The sequence below is a fragment of the Dysosmobacter sp. Marseille-Q4140 genome, assembly GCA_018228705.1.
GTDB lineage: Bacteria > Bacillota > Clostridia > Oscillospirales > Oscillospiraceae > Oscillibacter.
In genome coordinates, this window is sequence record CP073694.1 from 2,536,669 (window position 1) to 2,550,044 (window position 13,376).

17 protein-coding genes are annotated in these 13,376 nt (G+C 57.2%); 1 reads left to right on the plus strand and 16 read right to left on the minus strand.

Annotated elements, in window-relative coordinates; all coding sequences use genetic code 11:
* Positions 1–2 precede the first annotated feature (2 nt).
* The 16 genes from KFE19_12550 to KFE19_12625 all read right to left on the minus strand — a co-directional run bounded on the left by KFE19_12550 (position 3) and on the right by KFE19_12625 (position 12,670).
* On the minus strand, positions 3–2,447 hold the full coding sequence (locus tag KFE19_12550) for an ATP-binding protein (GenBank protein ID QUO37210.1): 2,445 nt from the start codon (positions 2,445–2,447) through the stop codon (positions 3–5).
* Positions 2,377–2,793, minus strand: a complete 417-nt coding sequence (locus KFE19_12555; GenBank protein ID QUO37211.1) for a PrgI family protein — start codon at positions 2,791–2,793, stop codon at positions 2,377–2,379. The genes KFE19_12550 and KFE19_12555 overlap by 71 nt, the downstream gene beginning before the upstream one ends.
* 21 nt (positions 2,794–2,814) lie before the next feature.
* A complete protein-coding gene (locus tag KFE19_12560; protein QUO37212.1) occupies positions 2,815–3,684 on the minus strand; it encodes a hypothetical protein in 870 nt (289 codons plus the stop codon).
* Between the two features lie 81 nt (positions 3,685–3,765).
* A complete protein-coding gene (locus tag KFE19_12565; protein ID QUO37213.1) occupies positions 3,766–3,984 on the minus strand; it encodes a Maff2 family protein in 219 nt (72 codons plus the stop codon).
* A gap of 212 nt (positions 3,985–4,196) precedes the next feature.
* A complete protein-coding gene (locus tag KFE19_12570; protein QUO37214.1) occupies positions 4,197–6,026 on the minus strand; it encodes a type IV secretory system conjugative DNA transfer family protein in 1,830 nt (609 codons plus the stop codon).
* Complete coding sequence (locus tag KFE19_12575; protein ID QUO37215.1) at positions 6,023–6,523, minus strand: PcfB family protein; 501 nt, start codon at positions 6,521–6,523, stop codon at positions 6,023–6,025. Before KFE19_12575 ends, KFE19_12570 begins: the two co-directional genes overlap by 4 nt.
* Positions 6,524–6,611: 88 nt before the next feature.
* On the minus strand, positions 6,612–7,367 hold the full coding sequence (locus tag KFE19_12580) for a phage antirepressor (GenBank protein ID QUO37216.1): 756 nt from the start codon (positions 7,365–7,367) through the stop codon (positions 6,612–6,614).
* A gap of 38 nt (positions 7,368–7,405) precedes the next feature.
* Positions 7,406–8,293 carry a helix-turn-helix domain-containing protein gene (locus KFE19_12585; GenBank protein ID QUO37217.1) on the minus strand — a complete coding sequence of 296 codons (888 nt, stop codon included), beginning with the start codon at positions 8,291–8,293 and terminating at the stop codon, positions 7,406–7,408.
* A gap of 66 nt (positions 8,294–8,359) precedes the next feature.
* Entirely contained in the window at positions 8,360–8,545 is a 186-nt protein-coding gene (locus KFE19_12590; GenBank protein ID QUO37218.1) for a hypothetical protein, read from the minus strand.
* A 28-nt stretch (positions 8,546–8,573) separates the two neighbouring features.
* Complete coding sequence (locus KFE19_12595) at positions 8,574–8,846, minus strand: hypothetical protein (GenBank protein QUO37219.1); 273 nt, start codon at positions 8,844–8,846, stop codon at positions 8,574–8,576.
* A gap of 11 nt (positions 8,847–8,857) precedes the next feature.
* The gene (locus KFE19_12600; protein QUO37220.1) at positions 8,858–9,823 is read right to left on the minus strand and encodes a ParB/RepB/Spo0J family partition protein; all 966 of its coding nucleotides are present in this window, start codon (positions 9,821–9,823) and stop codon (positions 8,858–8,860) included.
* Positions 9,780–10,601 carry a ParA family protein gene (locus KFE19_12605; protein QUO39625.1) on the minus strand — a complete coding sequence of 274 codons (822 nt, stop codon included), beginning with the start codon at positions 10,599–10,601 and terminating at the stop codon, positions 9,780–9,782. The genes KFE19_12600 and KFE19_12605 overlap by 44 nt, the downstream gene beginning before the upstream one ends.
* 450 nt (positions 10,602–11,051) lie before the next feature.
* Positions 11,052–11,456, minus strand: coding sequence for a 30S ribosomal protein S9 (rpsI, locus tag KFE19_12610; protein ID QUO37221.1), 405 nt, complete (start codon positions 11,454–11,456; stop codon positions 11,052–11,054).
* 14 nt (positions 11,457–11,470) lie between these two features.
* The gene (rplM, locus tag KFE19_12615; protein ID QUO37222.1) at positions 11,471–11,902 is read right to left on the minus strand and encodes a 50S ribosomal protein L13; all 432 of its coding nucleotides are present in this window, start codon (positions 11,900–11,902) and stop codon (positions 11,471–11,473) included.
* A 250-nt stretch (positions 11,903–12,152) separates the two neighbouring features.
* Positions 12,153–12,416, minus strand: a complete 264-nt coding sequence (locus tag KFE19_12620) for a pro-sigmaK processing inhibitor BofA family protein (protein ID QUO37223.1) — start codon at positions 12,414–12,416, stop codon at positions 12,153–12,155.
* A complete protein-coding gene (locus KFE19_12625) occupies positions 12,407–12,670 on the minus strand; it encodes a DUF2508 family protein (GenBank protein QUO37224.1) in 264 nt (87 codons plus the stop codon). Before KFE19_12625 ends, KFE19_12620 begins: the two co-directional genes overlap by 10 nt.
* A gap of 77 nt (positions 12,671–12,747) precedes the next feature.
* Here KFE19_12625 and KFE19_12630 point away from each other — a divergent pair, with 77 nt between their 5' ends.
* Entirely contained in the window at positions 12,748–13,227 is a 480-nt protein-coding gene (locus KFE19_12630) for a nucleoside deaminase (protein ID QUO37225.1), read from the plus strand.
* Positions 13,228–13,376 lie beyond the last annotated feature (149 nt).

A 13,376-nucleotide genomic window follows, 5' to 3' on the forward strand; every position in this document is an offset into this window, starting at 1 on the left:
GGTCATTCAGCCTCCTTTTTCAGTTCCTGGGGTTTGGTGGTCATAATGCGGTACAGCTCGGTATTCTTCGGGAAGTGGTCCACAAAGGGCAGGATGGTCGCGCCGTAGAACAGCAGCCCCTCGCCCTCGCCGGAGTGGGTCACATAGGACAGCTGATGCGGAGAAATGCCCAGCTGCTTGGCCAGAATCTGCCGGTCCCCGCCAGCCTGGTTGAGCATATACACGAAGTCGGAGTTCTCAAAGATGTTCTCCACCTCGCGGGAAGAAAGCAGGTCTTTGACGTTCTGCGTGATGCCGGTGGGGATGCCGCCCCACTTGCGGAACCGCTTCCAAATCTCCACCGTATAGGCGGCGGTCTGTTCCTCTTTCAAGAGCAGGTGCATCTCGTCGATGTAGTAGCGGGTGGACTTATGGGCGGCGCGGTTGATGGTGACACGGTTCCACACCTGGTCCTGGACCACCAGCATCCCGATCTTTTTGAGCTGCTTTCCCAGCTCCTTGATGTCGTAACAGACGATGCGGTTGTGAATGTCCACATTGCTCTGGTGGTTGAACACGTTGAGGGAGCCGGTGACGTAGATTTCCAGCGCCGTGGCGATGTACTGGGCCTCTTTCTCGTCCTGCGCCCGCAGCAGGTTGTAAAGGTCCTCCAAAATCGGCATATTCTCCGGGCGCGGGTCATTGAGGTACTCCTGATAGACCAGCCGCACACAGCGGTCGATGATGGTTTTCTGCACCGGCTGCAAGCCCTCCTTGCCGCCCACAATCAGCTCACACAAGCTGAGAATGAAGTCAGACTTGAGGGACAGCGGGCTTTCATCGTCCGAGTAGTCCAGGTTCAGGTCCATCGGGTTGATGTAGTTGCTGCTGGTGGGCGAAATCTTGATGACCTGCCCGTGCAGGCGCTCCACCAGGGGCGCGTACTCGGCCTCCGGGTCGCAGATGATGATGTCATCGCTGGTGAGCAGGAAGCAGTTGGCGATCTCGCGCTTGGCGGAAAAGCTCTTGCCGGAACCCGGCGTGCCGAGAATCAGGCCGTTGGGATTTTTCAAGAGCTTCCGGTCCACCATGATAAGGTTGTTGGACAGGGCGTTGATGCCGTAGTACAGTGCCTCCTTGCCGCTCTGGAACAACTCCTGGGTGGTGAACGGAACAAAGATGGCCGTGGAGCTGGTGGTCAGCCCCCGCTGAATCTCGATCTGATTGAGGCCCAGGGGCAGAGAGGACATCAGCCCTTCCTCCTGCTGGAAGTCAAGCCGGGTCAGCTGGCAGTTGTACTTCTGCGCGATGCTGGATGCCTGGAAGATGTTGTTGTCCAGCTGCCGGGGATTGTCCGCCGTGTTCAGCACCAGGAAGGTAACCAGAAACATTCGCTCGTTGCGGCTCTGCAAATCCTGCAAGAGCTTTTTGGCCTCATTGCCGTAGGTAGCAAGGTCGCTCGGAATGATGTCCATATCGTATCCGGCACGGACGGCCTTTTTCTGTTCCTCGATCTTGCTGCGGTCCAGGTCAGTGATTTTCCGCTTGACCGTCTTGATGGCCTTGATCTGGTCCACCGACTGGATGTGCAGGCTGACGATCAGAGAGCTTTCCATATCCAGAAAATCTGCCAGCATCCGGTCGTTCAGCTCCGGGGCCAAAATCTGCAAAAAAGAAACAGCTCCGTATTTTTTCCCCATACGGAACTGCTTGCCGGTGCGGAACTCGAAGCCGGACGGCGCGATAAAGTCCTTGGTGGACAGACCGGACGGAGCCAGCCACTCCCACTCAAACCGGAACGGAATCTGTTCGTCCATGTGGAAGATTCCGTGGAACTGGGCCAGCCGCGCCTTGCCGTCCAACACCTCGGCGGCCACGCCCAGGCGCTTGAAGTTGTTGAGAATGTCGGTTTCGATGCGCTCCAGCCGGGGCTTGGCGGCCTTGAGACTGTCCGCCTCGATGCTGAAGGTCAGATACTTGGTCTTGATAAGGCCATTGTTGCCCCGCGCCAGCTGGTTTTGCAGCATGGTGGTGTACTCCGTCCGAATGCTGTCAAAATCATCGCCCTGGAGGGGGATGTTGATAGCGCGGGCGAAGGTTTCCTCCGAGGCCACGAGGTTCAGAAAAGACAGCTGGAACTGAATCGAGCTGTCGAAGTAGTTGAGAAAATCACACCAGCCCTCAAAAATCGCGGTCTTGTCCTCGTTCTGCGAGAGCTGGTAATTGATGTCCTGGAACTGGACGGTTTTCGTGTAGCGGCCATCCGCCACCTTGCAGATGCCGTCCGGCCACATCCGCTCATAGGGGATGCTGTCCTGGGCCGATTTTTCCTTTTTATCCGTGCGGTTGGCGCGGGCAATCGCTGCCTCGATCTGTTTTCGCTCGGCGCGGGACAGCTTACGCCGGGTTTTTATCTGCGGTTCCGCCTTTTCGTTTTGCCGCTTTTTCTTTTCCGCGAACAATGTCATACACCTCCTTGTCGAGTTTTGCCTGCCGCTCCAGAGCGGCATAGAAGTTATTGGTCTTAAACGGGCGCTGCTTGGGCCGGATGACCGCCACCTTGAGGATGTTGCCCACGATCTTTTCCAGGGGCTGGCCGTGCTTTTCGTACATCGCCAGCATGAAGAAGGGCAGCATGACCAGCATCATGCACATGGCAGCCACGCTGTTTCCCGCAGGCTCCCGGAGCAAAAAGAACAGCGGCACGCCGATGAGCGCCCCGCTGCCGAAGCAGACCAGCTGCCTCTTGGTTAAATTGAACGCGACCTTGGTTTTGACTTTCGTCAGGTCTTTGGGTACGGGTACATAAGCCATTTTCGGGTTCCTCCTTCCTGGTTAATGTGCATTGAACACGGATTTTGCGAGGCTGCCGGTCTTAAAGAGGGTAAAGCACAACAGGACCGTGTAGCCCACGCAGCTCCAGATGGCCATGATAATGTCATCCTCGGTGGCGATGTTCTGCACCAGAACGGCGTAGATCGCCACGCAGACGATGATGAGAAATGCCTGAAATCCCAGGGCGATCAAAGAGCGCAGATAGTTCTGGCCCATACCGCCCCATTCCTTGCCCATCATGGTGGCCATAGGGATCGGGGCCACGGACGTGACAAGGTAAATCTCAATCATACGGCCATAGATCACGATAAAGATACAAATATACAGCGCCCACATGGTAATGCCGATAAAGAGCGACTGGAACCACAAGCCGAACAGCGGCCCCAGTTCCATATCCATCAGCCGGGACTCCATATCGGTCATGACAGAGGAGATGTCGATGGAAGCGTCGGAACCGATGATGCCCGCCGCCTGCGCCACCACGCTTTGGGCGGCGTCAAACACGCCCATCACGATGTTCCATGTGTTGGTGACAATCAGGATGGCTGCGGCGGATTTGAACACCCACTTGAAGATCATCCAGGTGTCCACATCATGCAGGTTGTTTCGGTCGGTAATCATCTGAATCAGTTCCAGCGTCATCACGATGGCCAGGATCACACCTGCAATCGGCACCATGATGGTGTTGGACAGATTCTGGATCATGCTGAAAATGTCACCGTTCCACGCCTGCGGCGTTTGCCCCACCTGCACGGATATATCCGCTACCTGCTGGTTCACGCTGTCGAACATCCCCGATAGGTTGCTCATAATGCCGCCCACCAACATTTCCTTGAGCCAGTTGGTAAGGGCATCCAGTAAGAAATCCATACGGTGCTAACCTCCTTTCAGCCGCCCCCGCTGGGGGCAGGGGCGGCAAGAGGATTTCTCAGGGCTGCTTGCGGGAAACGATCAGACAGTGAACAGGCCGGACAGCAGGGGCACCAGCACCATGCCGACGATGGCGACGCCAGCGCCCGCCATGAGCTGCTTCATTCCCTGGCTTTTCGCGCCGGGGTTGTCATTGCCGTAACCTTCCAGCAGGTTGATGACGCCCCACACGCCGAGACCGGCACCCAGGGCAATGACGAGGGTCTGGAGAACGGTGATTGCCTGATTGAAAAATTCCATAAATAAAGTTGGCCGGAATCAGTTTGAACAGTTTGATTTAGTCATGGTTCATAGGCATACAAAAGCCGGACAATCGCCCCGGTGTCCGGGGTCCGATTCCGGCCTTCCTCCTTTTTCATTATTTTTATAGAGATCGTCCGCTTTGTACGCCGATGGCCCCTTTTGGGGCGGTTGAGGCGGATAGATACGATCACTCCCTTCACAGCGGAACATCATTCATTGGCTGCGGCGTTGATCTCATACACGTCGCAGACCTCGTTGGGACGGAGCTTCAGCCGGGCCTTGAGATAGCCTTCGATGTCAAAGGCGTTTTTCGGGTCGGCGTCAGCGGTGTACTTGTAGTTGGGGTGCTGGGTGATGTCGTACTTGTCCGACAAAAACGGACGCACACCACGCAGCTGGAGGATGCACTTGCCGCCGTCCATGACGGCCAGCTCATCCTGGCTCATCAGCTCTTTCCCCAGTTTTTGATAGTTAAGCGAGTGGGAAGTCTCCCGCCCACGGCTCTCGCCGGTGTTGTAGGTGTCGATTGTCTCCTTGCCCAGCACGGCGGCCAGCTCCTTGAGGGTGGTCGGCTCCTTGCCGCCCAGAAAGATGGAGGTATCCATGTTGCCGATGATGGTATCGGCGTTGTCCTTGTAGATGGCCTTGAGCTGGGACTGTGCCTGCAACACCAGACAGGCGGAGATTTCACGGCTTCGGATGGTCGCCACCAGTTTCTCCAGCCGGGGAATCTGGCCGATGTTGGCGCACTCGTCAATGAGGCACCGCACATGGACCGGCAGCCGACCGCCGTACACATCGTCGGCCTTTTCACACAAGAGGTTAAACAGTTGGGTGTAGCACATGGAGATCAGGAAGTTAAAGCTGTCGTCCGTGTCGCTCATAATGAGGAACAGGGCGGTTTTCCGGTCTCCCAGGGTGTCCAGCTCCAGCTCGTCGTAGGATGTGACCTCCCGAAGCTCCGCGATGTCGAACACGGCCAGGCGCGCACCGCAGGAAATCAGGATCGACTTGGCTGTTTTGCCCGCCGCCAACTTGTATTTCTTATACTGGCGCACCGCAAAGTGGTTGGGCTTTCTGGATTCCAGCTCATCGAACATCAAGTCCACAGCATTTTTGTATTCTTCATCGTCCTCCCGGACCTCCATGCTGTTAATCATCTCGATGAGGGTGGAGAAGTTCTGTTCCTCTGCCGGGGCCTCGTAGTGGATATACCCGATGAGGGCGCAGTATAAAAGCGTTTCCGCCTTGACCCAGAAATCGTCTCCGGCCTTGCCCTCGCCTTTGGTGTTGGCGATCAGCGTTGTGACCAGCTTCAAGATGTCCTTTTCCGAGTGGATGTAGGCAAAGGGGTTGTAGTGCATGGACTTCTTGAAGTTGATGGTGTTCAGCACCCGAATCTGGTACGGCTCATAGATGACCTTGCCGCGCTTATCCTTCATGGGCTTGCCGTCCTTGCCCAGCTTGGGCGCACCCCGCTGGAGCATTTTGCCGCACTCCACCAGGATGGTGCCCTTGGGGTCGGTGACAACATAGCTGCTGTGCATCTGCATCAGGTTCGGTTTCAGCCAAAAGCGGGTCTTGCCGGAACCGGAACCGCCGATCACCAGCACATTTTTGTTTCTGGCGGTCTTGGGGTCCTTGGGGCGGCTGTTCATGGTCAGGCTCTCGGTTTTTGTCAGGATGACGTTATTCTGGAACACCGGGTCGATGTAAGGGGCAATATCGTCATGGGTGCCCCAACGGGCGCTGCCGTACTCTACATTGTGGCGGTATTTCTTGGCGTTCTTGGATTTCAGGTACACCGCCAGCCGCAGGCCAGCGCCGCAGCACAGGCCCACAGCCAGGTCCAGCGGGTGCAGGCTGGGCCAGAAACTTTGCAGCGCTCCGGGCAGGACAGAGAACAGGGAAAGAAATTTCTCGGAAGCATTTGCCCCCGCAGCCAGCCGCCACGCCTCCCCGAAGTTGGTGGCGAACAGGCCCAGCAGGATATAGGGCAGGTTCAGAAGAACCAGCTTTTTCACATTCAGCTGCTTCATCGTTCCAGCTCCTTCCGCTTGTTCCGGTCCACAACCGCATTTTTGATAAGCGCCTTGAAGTGGCTGAGCTTGGCCAGCACCGACGGGCGCTCGCTGCGGTCTGCCTTCTTGACCTTCTTCTGGGTGTATTCCGAGAATGCAGCCGTCAGGGCGTCCGCATCGCGGGCCTTGAAGAAGATCAGATACTTGGGCGGGGAGCTGCTGCGGTCTTTTTTCACCGCATAGTCCACGCCGTACTTCCGGGCGATCTTCTCAAACTCCTTGATGGACGGATCGGTGATCTCGATGTTGGACACACCCTGATTCTGGCCGATCAGCTGCTTGACCGTCTGTTTGCCCTTGGGGGTGACGGGGGAATCCCGGCTGCGCTGCTTTTCCAGCTTTTTCTCCCTGCGGTGGGCCATGTACTTGGTAACGGCGGCTTTCAGCAGCCGTCCGGTGAACTTGGTGCCGCTGACTACCAGCGTCAAAGTTCTGTTTTCTACTTCCTCCTGCATAGGTCATCGCCTCCTTTCTCCGGGGTTTGCAGGGGTGGCGCTTGATACTAAGGCGGGACCACCAGCCGCCGCAGCAGATGCCGGTGCCTCATACTGTCACCAGGATCAGGTCACGCAGATCGGCAAAGTAGAGCTTGCCCTTGGGCGTTACCAGGGTATAGGAGCCGGAATGGCCGTTGCGGTAGTAGTCCTTCACGCAAAACAGGCCCTCATTGCTGCTTTTGGCATAGGGCAGCACGCAGCCGGAGGGGGTGCGGTAGACAAACCGCTGTTCCAGCAGAAACCGGACAAACTGCCGCTCCGGCACGACCAGCTCTTTGGCGGTGGTACGCAGGTTGGTGCTGTGGTGCAGGTCGATGAACAGGTCGTAGTAAGCCGCTTTGCCTTTCAGGCGGGCATTGTCCGCCCGCAGCGCCGCGTTTTTCTCCCGCTCAGCCAGCAGGTCGGAGCAGAGCTTCATCAGCGCCTCCGGCGAGGTGGCGACTTCCCACAGCTTTTCCTTGGTCATGTAGGCCCCGTGCTTGCGGATAGAGGGCAGCACCTCAGACGTAACCCACCGGCGAAACTGCTTTGCTTTGGGGAGCTTGCTGGACAACACCAAGGAATACAGACCGGATTCATTGATGATGGTGATTCCACGGTTCGGGATGTCAAAGGTCGCGTTTTCCGACCTTTGGACAATCCGCTTGTCCTCGGCATCGACGTGGGCTGACAGCGCATCCTTGGCATTTTTGTACCCCAACGCCAGAGCTACGTCCTTGCCCACCAGCCAGGGTTCGCCATCAATCTCTACGGCGCGGATGCTGCCAAACTCCGGGTTTTTGAAAATTTCCATCTGATTCATATCGTGCCTCCTTGGGCGATGCAGTAAAAAAGCGGCCTTTACCAGCCGCCTGCATACATATCGTGATTTACTTGGGAAGTGTAATGGTTGCTCATGGTGGTGGGCGCATTGAACAGCACGGTCAGCAGGTACTGCTTCATGTTGCGGACCTCGGTGGTGTTGTTGTGCAGGCACTCCATGACAAATTCGATGTGGCTGCTGTCCAGCTTTAAAAATCGGGACCGTACAACCTCATGGGGAAAGTCACCACCTGCGATCCGGGTGGTTTTCCGCTTGGCGCAGACCGTTTCCACGATCAGCTCCACGATCTCGTCCAGATCCTCCCGGTAGGTGGCAAACTCCCGGCACAGGTGGTCGTACTCGATGTTGTCCAAAATCAATTCCCGATAATTCTGCATTTCCTCCATCGACATCGCATCCCTTCCTTTCCGTTCCGGCGGCCTGGCCGCCGCTGTTCCCCGGAAGGGAATGGAATCGGTACTTGATGGATCAGTTTTTGATTTTTGGGTATTTGATTTCTCTATATTTAATTCTGCGGGCTTTTCCGTATCCGGTTTATCCATATACGGGTTTTCCGTATCTGGTGAATCCGTATCTGGCCCAGCCGTATCCGGCCCAGGCGTCTCCGGTAGCTGGGGCTGCTCATAAATCACATACTCGGTGTCGCTGATCCGGCCCTGCCGGTCCCGCAGCTGGTGGCGCACGATATAACCGGCACCCTCCAGTTCCCGCAGCGCGCCGCCGATGGCGTCCACGCCCTCCTTGCAGATTTTTGCAAGGCCGCGGGTGGTATAGTTCCAGTCATCCGGCAGGGACAGCATCATGGAGAGCAGCCCCTTGGCCTTCAGGGATAACGCACGGTTGCGTAAATGGTGATTGCTCATCACGGTGTAATCACGGGTCCGCTCAATGCGAAAAACGGCCATTTCATCACTCCTCTCGGCATTTGTGGCATGAAAAAAGCCGCAATCTTCAAAAAAAGACTGCGGCGGTCAGATTCTGTATTTCCAGCTGTGCGAAGCATAGGGCGGCCTCGGCGCAGGTGGCCGGTAGAAGATGTCCTGGGCGGTGCCAAAAGGCAGGCGCTGCATCACCCGGTCGATCTCGACGCTTTCCATGTCCTGCTGAGATTGGCAGTGTTCCCGGATCGCTTCCTGGATGTCTTTAACGGTACACATAGTTCAGTCCTTTCTTGGTAGGGGTGGTTTACGGGTGGCGATTCTTTTTCGGCTTGAAGTCGATGATATGCCCTTCCACAACATGGGCATACCGCTTGATTTTGATTTCCCGGCGCTTCTGCCTGAGAAGGGCGGCCTGATACCCGTCCTCCGTGAGAAACAGCCGCATTTCATCACCGGGGCTGCCGTAGGAGCAGGGACGCAGGACGGAAAACTCGATCATCCAGCGGGTGTTGTCCCGAAAACGCTCCACAGCCAAAATGTTGTGTCCTTTCAGCTCACGGGCTGAAATATCCCTCATAGGCGCTCCTTTCACCGCTGCTGGTCTCTCTGACGCTTGCGCTGCCACTGTTCCAGCAGCTTGATAATCGTTTCCTGCATCTTGGCCGGCGTGTAACTCTTGGGGAAATACTTCCGCAGGGTGTCGGAGGTGAAAGTCACCCGGTCCAGGTCGCTTTTCTTTTCCTCACCCATGATGACGCGCATCATATCCAGGGTCAGGTGCCCCTCCTGGCTGTATTTCTTGAGCCGCTGGGCCTGGGAGAGGGAGGGGGTGGCCTGCTCGCTGTCCATCGCGTCCAGCAAATCCCGCTGTTCCTCTTTTTTGAGGAAAGACAGCTCATAGGCCGGATTAAGGGCAATTTTCCTTTCATCCACCATATCCAGCAGTTCGGGGATAAGCTCCGTCAGGCGGATATATCGCTTGACCTGTGATTTGCTATCAGGGCTGTTTTCTGCAATTTTTTCTGCCGCAGTCAACTTCGGCCCAACTTGGGCCGAAGTTAAATCGGTCCGTTCTCCTTGCCGTTTGATAGCCTCCAGCTTCATGCGATAAGCCCATGCTTTTTCGCTGGGCAAAACATCTTCACGCTGGATATTTGCGTCCACCATCTCAATGACAGCTTCTTCATCGTTCATTTCTCGGATAATGACGGGCATATCCTCTAAACCCGCTAACTCGCTGGCACGGTGCCGCCGATGGCCGGAAATGATCTCATACCCTCCATCCGGGTCGGGACGCACAAGCCCAGGAGTGCGAACACCGCGCTGCCTGACGCTATCCAGCGTTTCTAACATTTTAGGATCGTCGTCCTTGACACGGTAGGGCTGACCAGCAAAAGGCACTTCTGTCTGCATTGCCGGATAGCCCTTAAAGTAATGGAGCTGCGAGAGCGGAACACGGACAACACGCTCCTCACCAGCCTGCTGGCGCTCCTGCTCGGTGGTAAACAAATCATCTACCGATGCCAGCTCTACTTTTTTCGCGCTGCTTTTCAAGTTTCAACACCTCCTTGGTCAGATTTTTGTAGCCCTCGGCCACCTTGCCGCCGGGGTCATGGGCAAAGATGCTCTTGCCCTCGGCGCTGATCTCCTTGGCCCGGACAGAATGGGGAATCTCGCTTTTGAAAACCGTGATTTTGCTGCCGTAGGTCTCCCGCAGCAGGGCGGCGATCTCCTTGGCAAAGTTGGTACGGTTGTCCACCATCGTTAGCAGTATGCCGTCGATCTGGAGCTTGGGGTTGATCTGCCGCTTCACCTTGTTTACGGTTTGGAGCAGCTGTTCCAGGCCCTTGGCAGGCAGATACTCCGCCTGGACGGGGACTATGATCCGGTTGGCGGCTGCCAGGGCGTTGACCGTGAGCATTCCCAGGGAGGGCTGGCAGTCAATCACGATATGGGAATACTGTCCCTTCACGGTGTCCAGATACTGCCGCAGGACAGTCTCGCGGCTCATGGCGTTCACCAGCGATACCTCCATGCCGGAGAGCTGGATGTCAGCGGGCATCAGGTCCACGCCCTCCGGGTGGTGCAGGATGCCCTCGCCGGAGCGTATCGGCTCGTCCATCAGGATACGGCCCATCGCGTCCGAGAGGGTAAAGGGCAGCTTGTCCGGCTGGGGATTACCCAGGCTGATGGTCAGGCTGGCCTGGGGGTCAGCGTCCACCAGCAGGACCTTCTTCCCGGCCTGGGCCAGCCCTATCCCTAAGTTGGCGCAGGTCGTTGTCTTGCCGACGCCGCCCTTCTGGTTGGCGACGGCGATGATTTGCGTGTTCATCATATTTCACCTCGTTTCTGTTGGTCGTGTTTGGTTCTGGAAATAGAAAAAGCCGCCACTGCTTTCTTGAAAAAAAGAGTGACGGCTTTTTCTGATCCCGGAACGTCGGTTCCCGGAAATGCAAAAATCGCCCAGCTGGAAGGCTGAACGCTTTCGCAATAAAATCATATTCATTTGTTCAGATTTGGCCAAACTCTGCCAAACCGATTTTGCATAAAATTTCAGAGGGGCAAAAAAGCAAAAATGACCTCTTGGGAGGGGGCAGGGGCAAAAAAGTTGTCCTATGATTTAACCCATTAGCCCCCGTTTTTGGGGGGGTTGTCCTTAATTTAACCCATAAAAAATGGTTCAAAACGGGTCAGACTATGCCAAAACAGGGCAAACAATCTGAAAAGGAAAAACCCCGAAAACCGCATGGTTTCGGGGTTTTTGAGCTGTTTTGAATTGAAATCAGCGCTTGCTGAACTGAGGCGCGCGACGGGCAGCCTTGAGGCCGTACTTCTTGCGCTCCTTCATGCGGGGATCGCGGGTCAGGAAACCGGCCTTCTTCAGGATGGGGCGGTTGTCCTCGCTGGCCAGCAGCAGGGCGCGGGCAATGCCGTGGCGCAGGGCGCCGGCCTGACCGGAGACGCCGCCGCCGGTGACGGTGGCCACGATGTCCATCTTGCCGGTGTTGCCGGTGGCCTCCAGGGGCTGACGGACCACCATCTTCAGGGTGTCCAGGCCGAAGTAATCGTCGATGTCCCGGCCGTTGATGGTGATGGAGCCGGTGCCGTTGGGGAACAGGTGAACGCGGGCCACGGAGGACTTCCGGCGGCCGGTACCGTACAGGTAGGGCTTCTTAGACTGATACATTCTCGATATCCTCCTTACTCCACGTCCAGGGCGACGGGCTTCTGGGCCTGCTGCTCGTAGTTGGCGTCGGCATAGATGTGCAGGCGCTTCAGGGAATCCTTGCCCACGGTGTTCTTGGGCAGCATGCCGCGGACGGCCACGCGCAGGGCCAGCTCGGGCTTCTCCTGCATCAGGATGCGGTAGGGGGTCTCCTTCAGGCCGCCCACCCAGCCGGAGTGGGTGCGGTAGAACTTCTGCTCGCCCTTCTTGCCGGTCAGGACAGCCTTGCCGGCGTTGATGATGATGACGTTGTCGCCGCAGTCGGCGTGGGGAGTGTAGGTGGGCTTCAGCTTGCCGCGCAGCAGGTCGGCAGCCCGGACGGCGGTCTTGCCCAGGGGCTTGCCGGCGGCGTCCAGGATGTACCACTTACGCTCGATGTTGGCCTTGTTTGCCATAAAAGTGGACATGGTGTTTCCTCCGTATGATATATTTGTATTCGCTTTACAAATCAAGAGCTCCGGGTTAAAATCGGAGCATCACTATTTATATCACCGGGAAACGGGCTTGTCAACAGGAATTTGATTTACCACGCGGAAAGCTCGTAATATCTTTGATTTTCTCGCGATATCTCGCAAATGCTGATGCTCGATTTTTTCTTTCCAAAAAAAGAAGCGCCGGACGGCCCTGGACCGCCCGGCATGGGGGAAGCGTATGTAGCTAGAGCACCCATTGGACCAGAAGCAGCAGGGCGAAGCCCGGCAGGCCCAGGATGCCGATGACCAGGGCGTTCCAAAGGTTCAGCCCCAGGGCGATGCCGGTGACGCCGGAGGTCAGGCCCACGGCCCACAGGGCCAGGAACCCCAGGGCCGTGTTGGCCAGCAGCTTCAGCGCCAGGCGCAGGGGGGCGCTGAACACGCGGATCAGGGCGATGAGAAAGAACCCCGCCAGGATGGCGGCGATGATCTTCTGGTTCAGGTCCATGCGGCCTCCCCCTCCAGCCCCGCCGCGGCCTCCGCCGTGGGGCTGCGTTCCTTGATGGCGCGGATGAGATAGTTGCACCGGGCTTTCACGGCGCTGATCTGATAGATGCACGACTCCACCAGCTCCGGGTCCAGGGCCTGGTCGAACTGGCGGTAGGCGTTGGCCAGGTCCGCCTGGGCCGCCAGCAGCTCCTCTTTCAGGATCAGCAGCTCCGGGTCCGGCCGGGTCTTTCCGGAAAAGAGAACGGTTTTCATGGCAGTGTCCCTCCTATGGTTTATGTATGGGAAGTTTGGACAAATATGCCAGATTTCATACGACAGGAGGGGACAAGATGCACTCGGAGCAGGAGCGCTTCATGGAGGAGGCTCTGGCCCTGGCCCGGGAGGCCGCGGCCGCCGGGGAGGTGCCGGTGGGCTGCGTCATCGTGCGGAATGGGCAGATCGTGGGCTGGGGCCGCAACCGGCGGGAGGAAAAGCGCGCCACCGCTTCCCACGCGGAGATGGAGGCCATCGCCCGGGCCAACGAGGCCCTTGGCACCTGGCGGCTGGAGGACTGCGAGCTGTACGTGACCCTGGAGCCCTGCCCCATGTGCGCCGGGGCCATCCTCAACGCCCGGATCGCCCGGGTGTGGTACGGTGCACGGGATCCGGCCTTCGGCGCCTGCGGCGGCGTGACGAACCTCTTCATGGAGGAGTTCCCCAACCGCCCCGCCCTGGTGGGCGGCGTGCTGGGGGAGGAATGCCGGGCGGAGCTGGCGAAGTTCTTCGCCGGGCTGCGGGAGAAAAAAACCGATGCCTCTGATGGGATTTAATACTTTTGTAACAATTGCCGCTGGTTTGGTTAACAACTCTCGGGTATCGTGATACTTGCAAGAGACAAAACTTCTTTTCATCCAATCTTCCAAAAAATAGGGAACAGGGCCAGCCGGAAGGCTGGCCCTGTTCTCATTGTCCGCCGGGC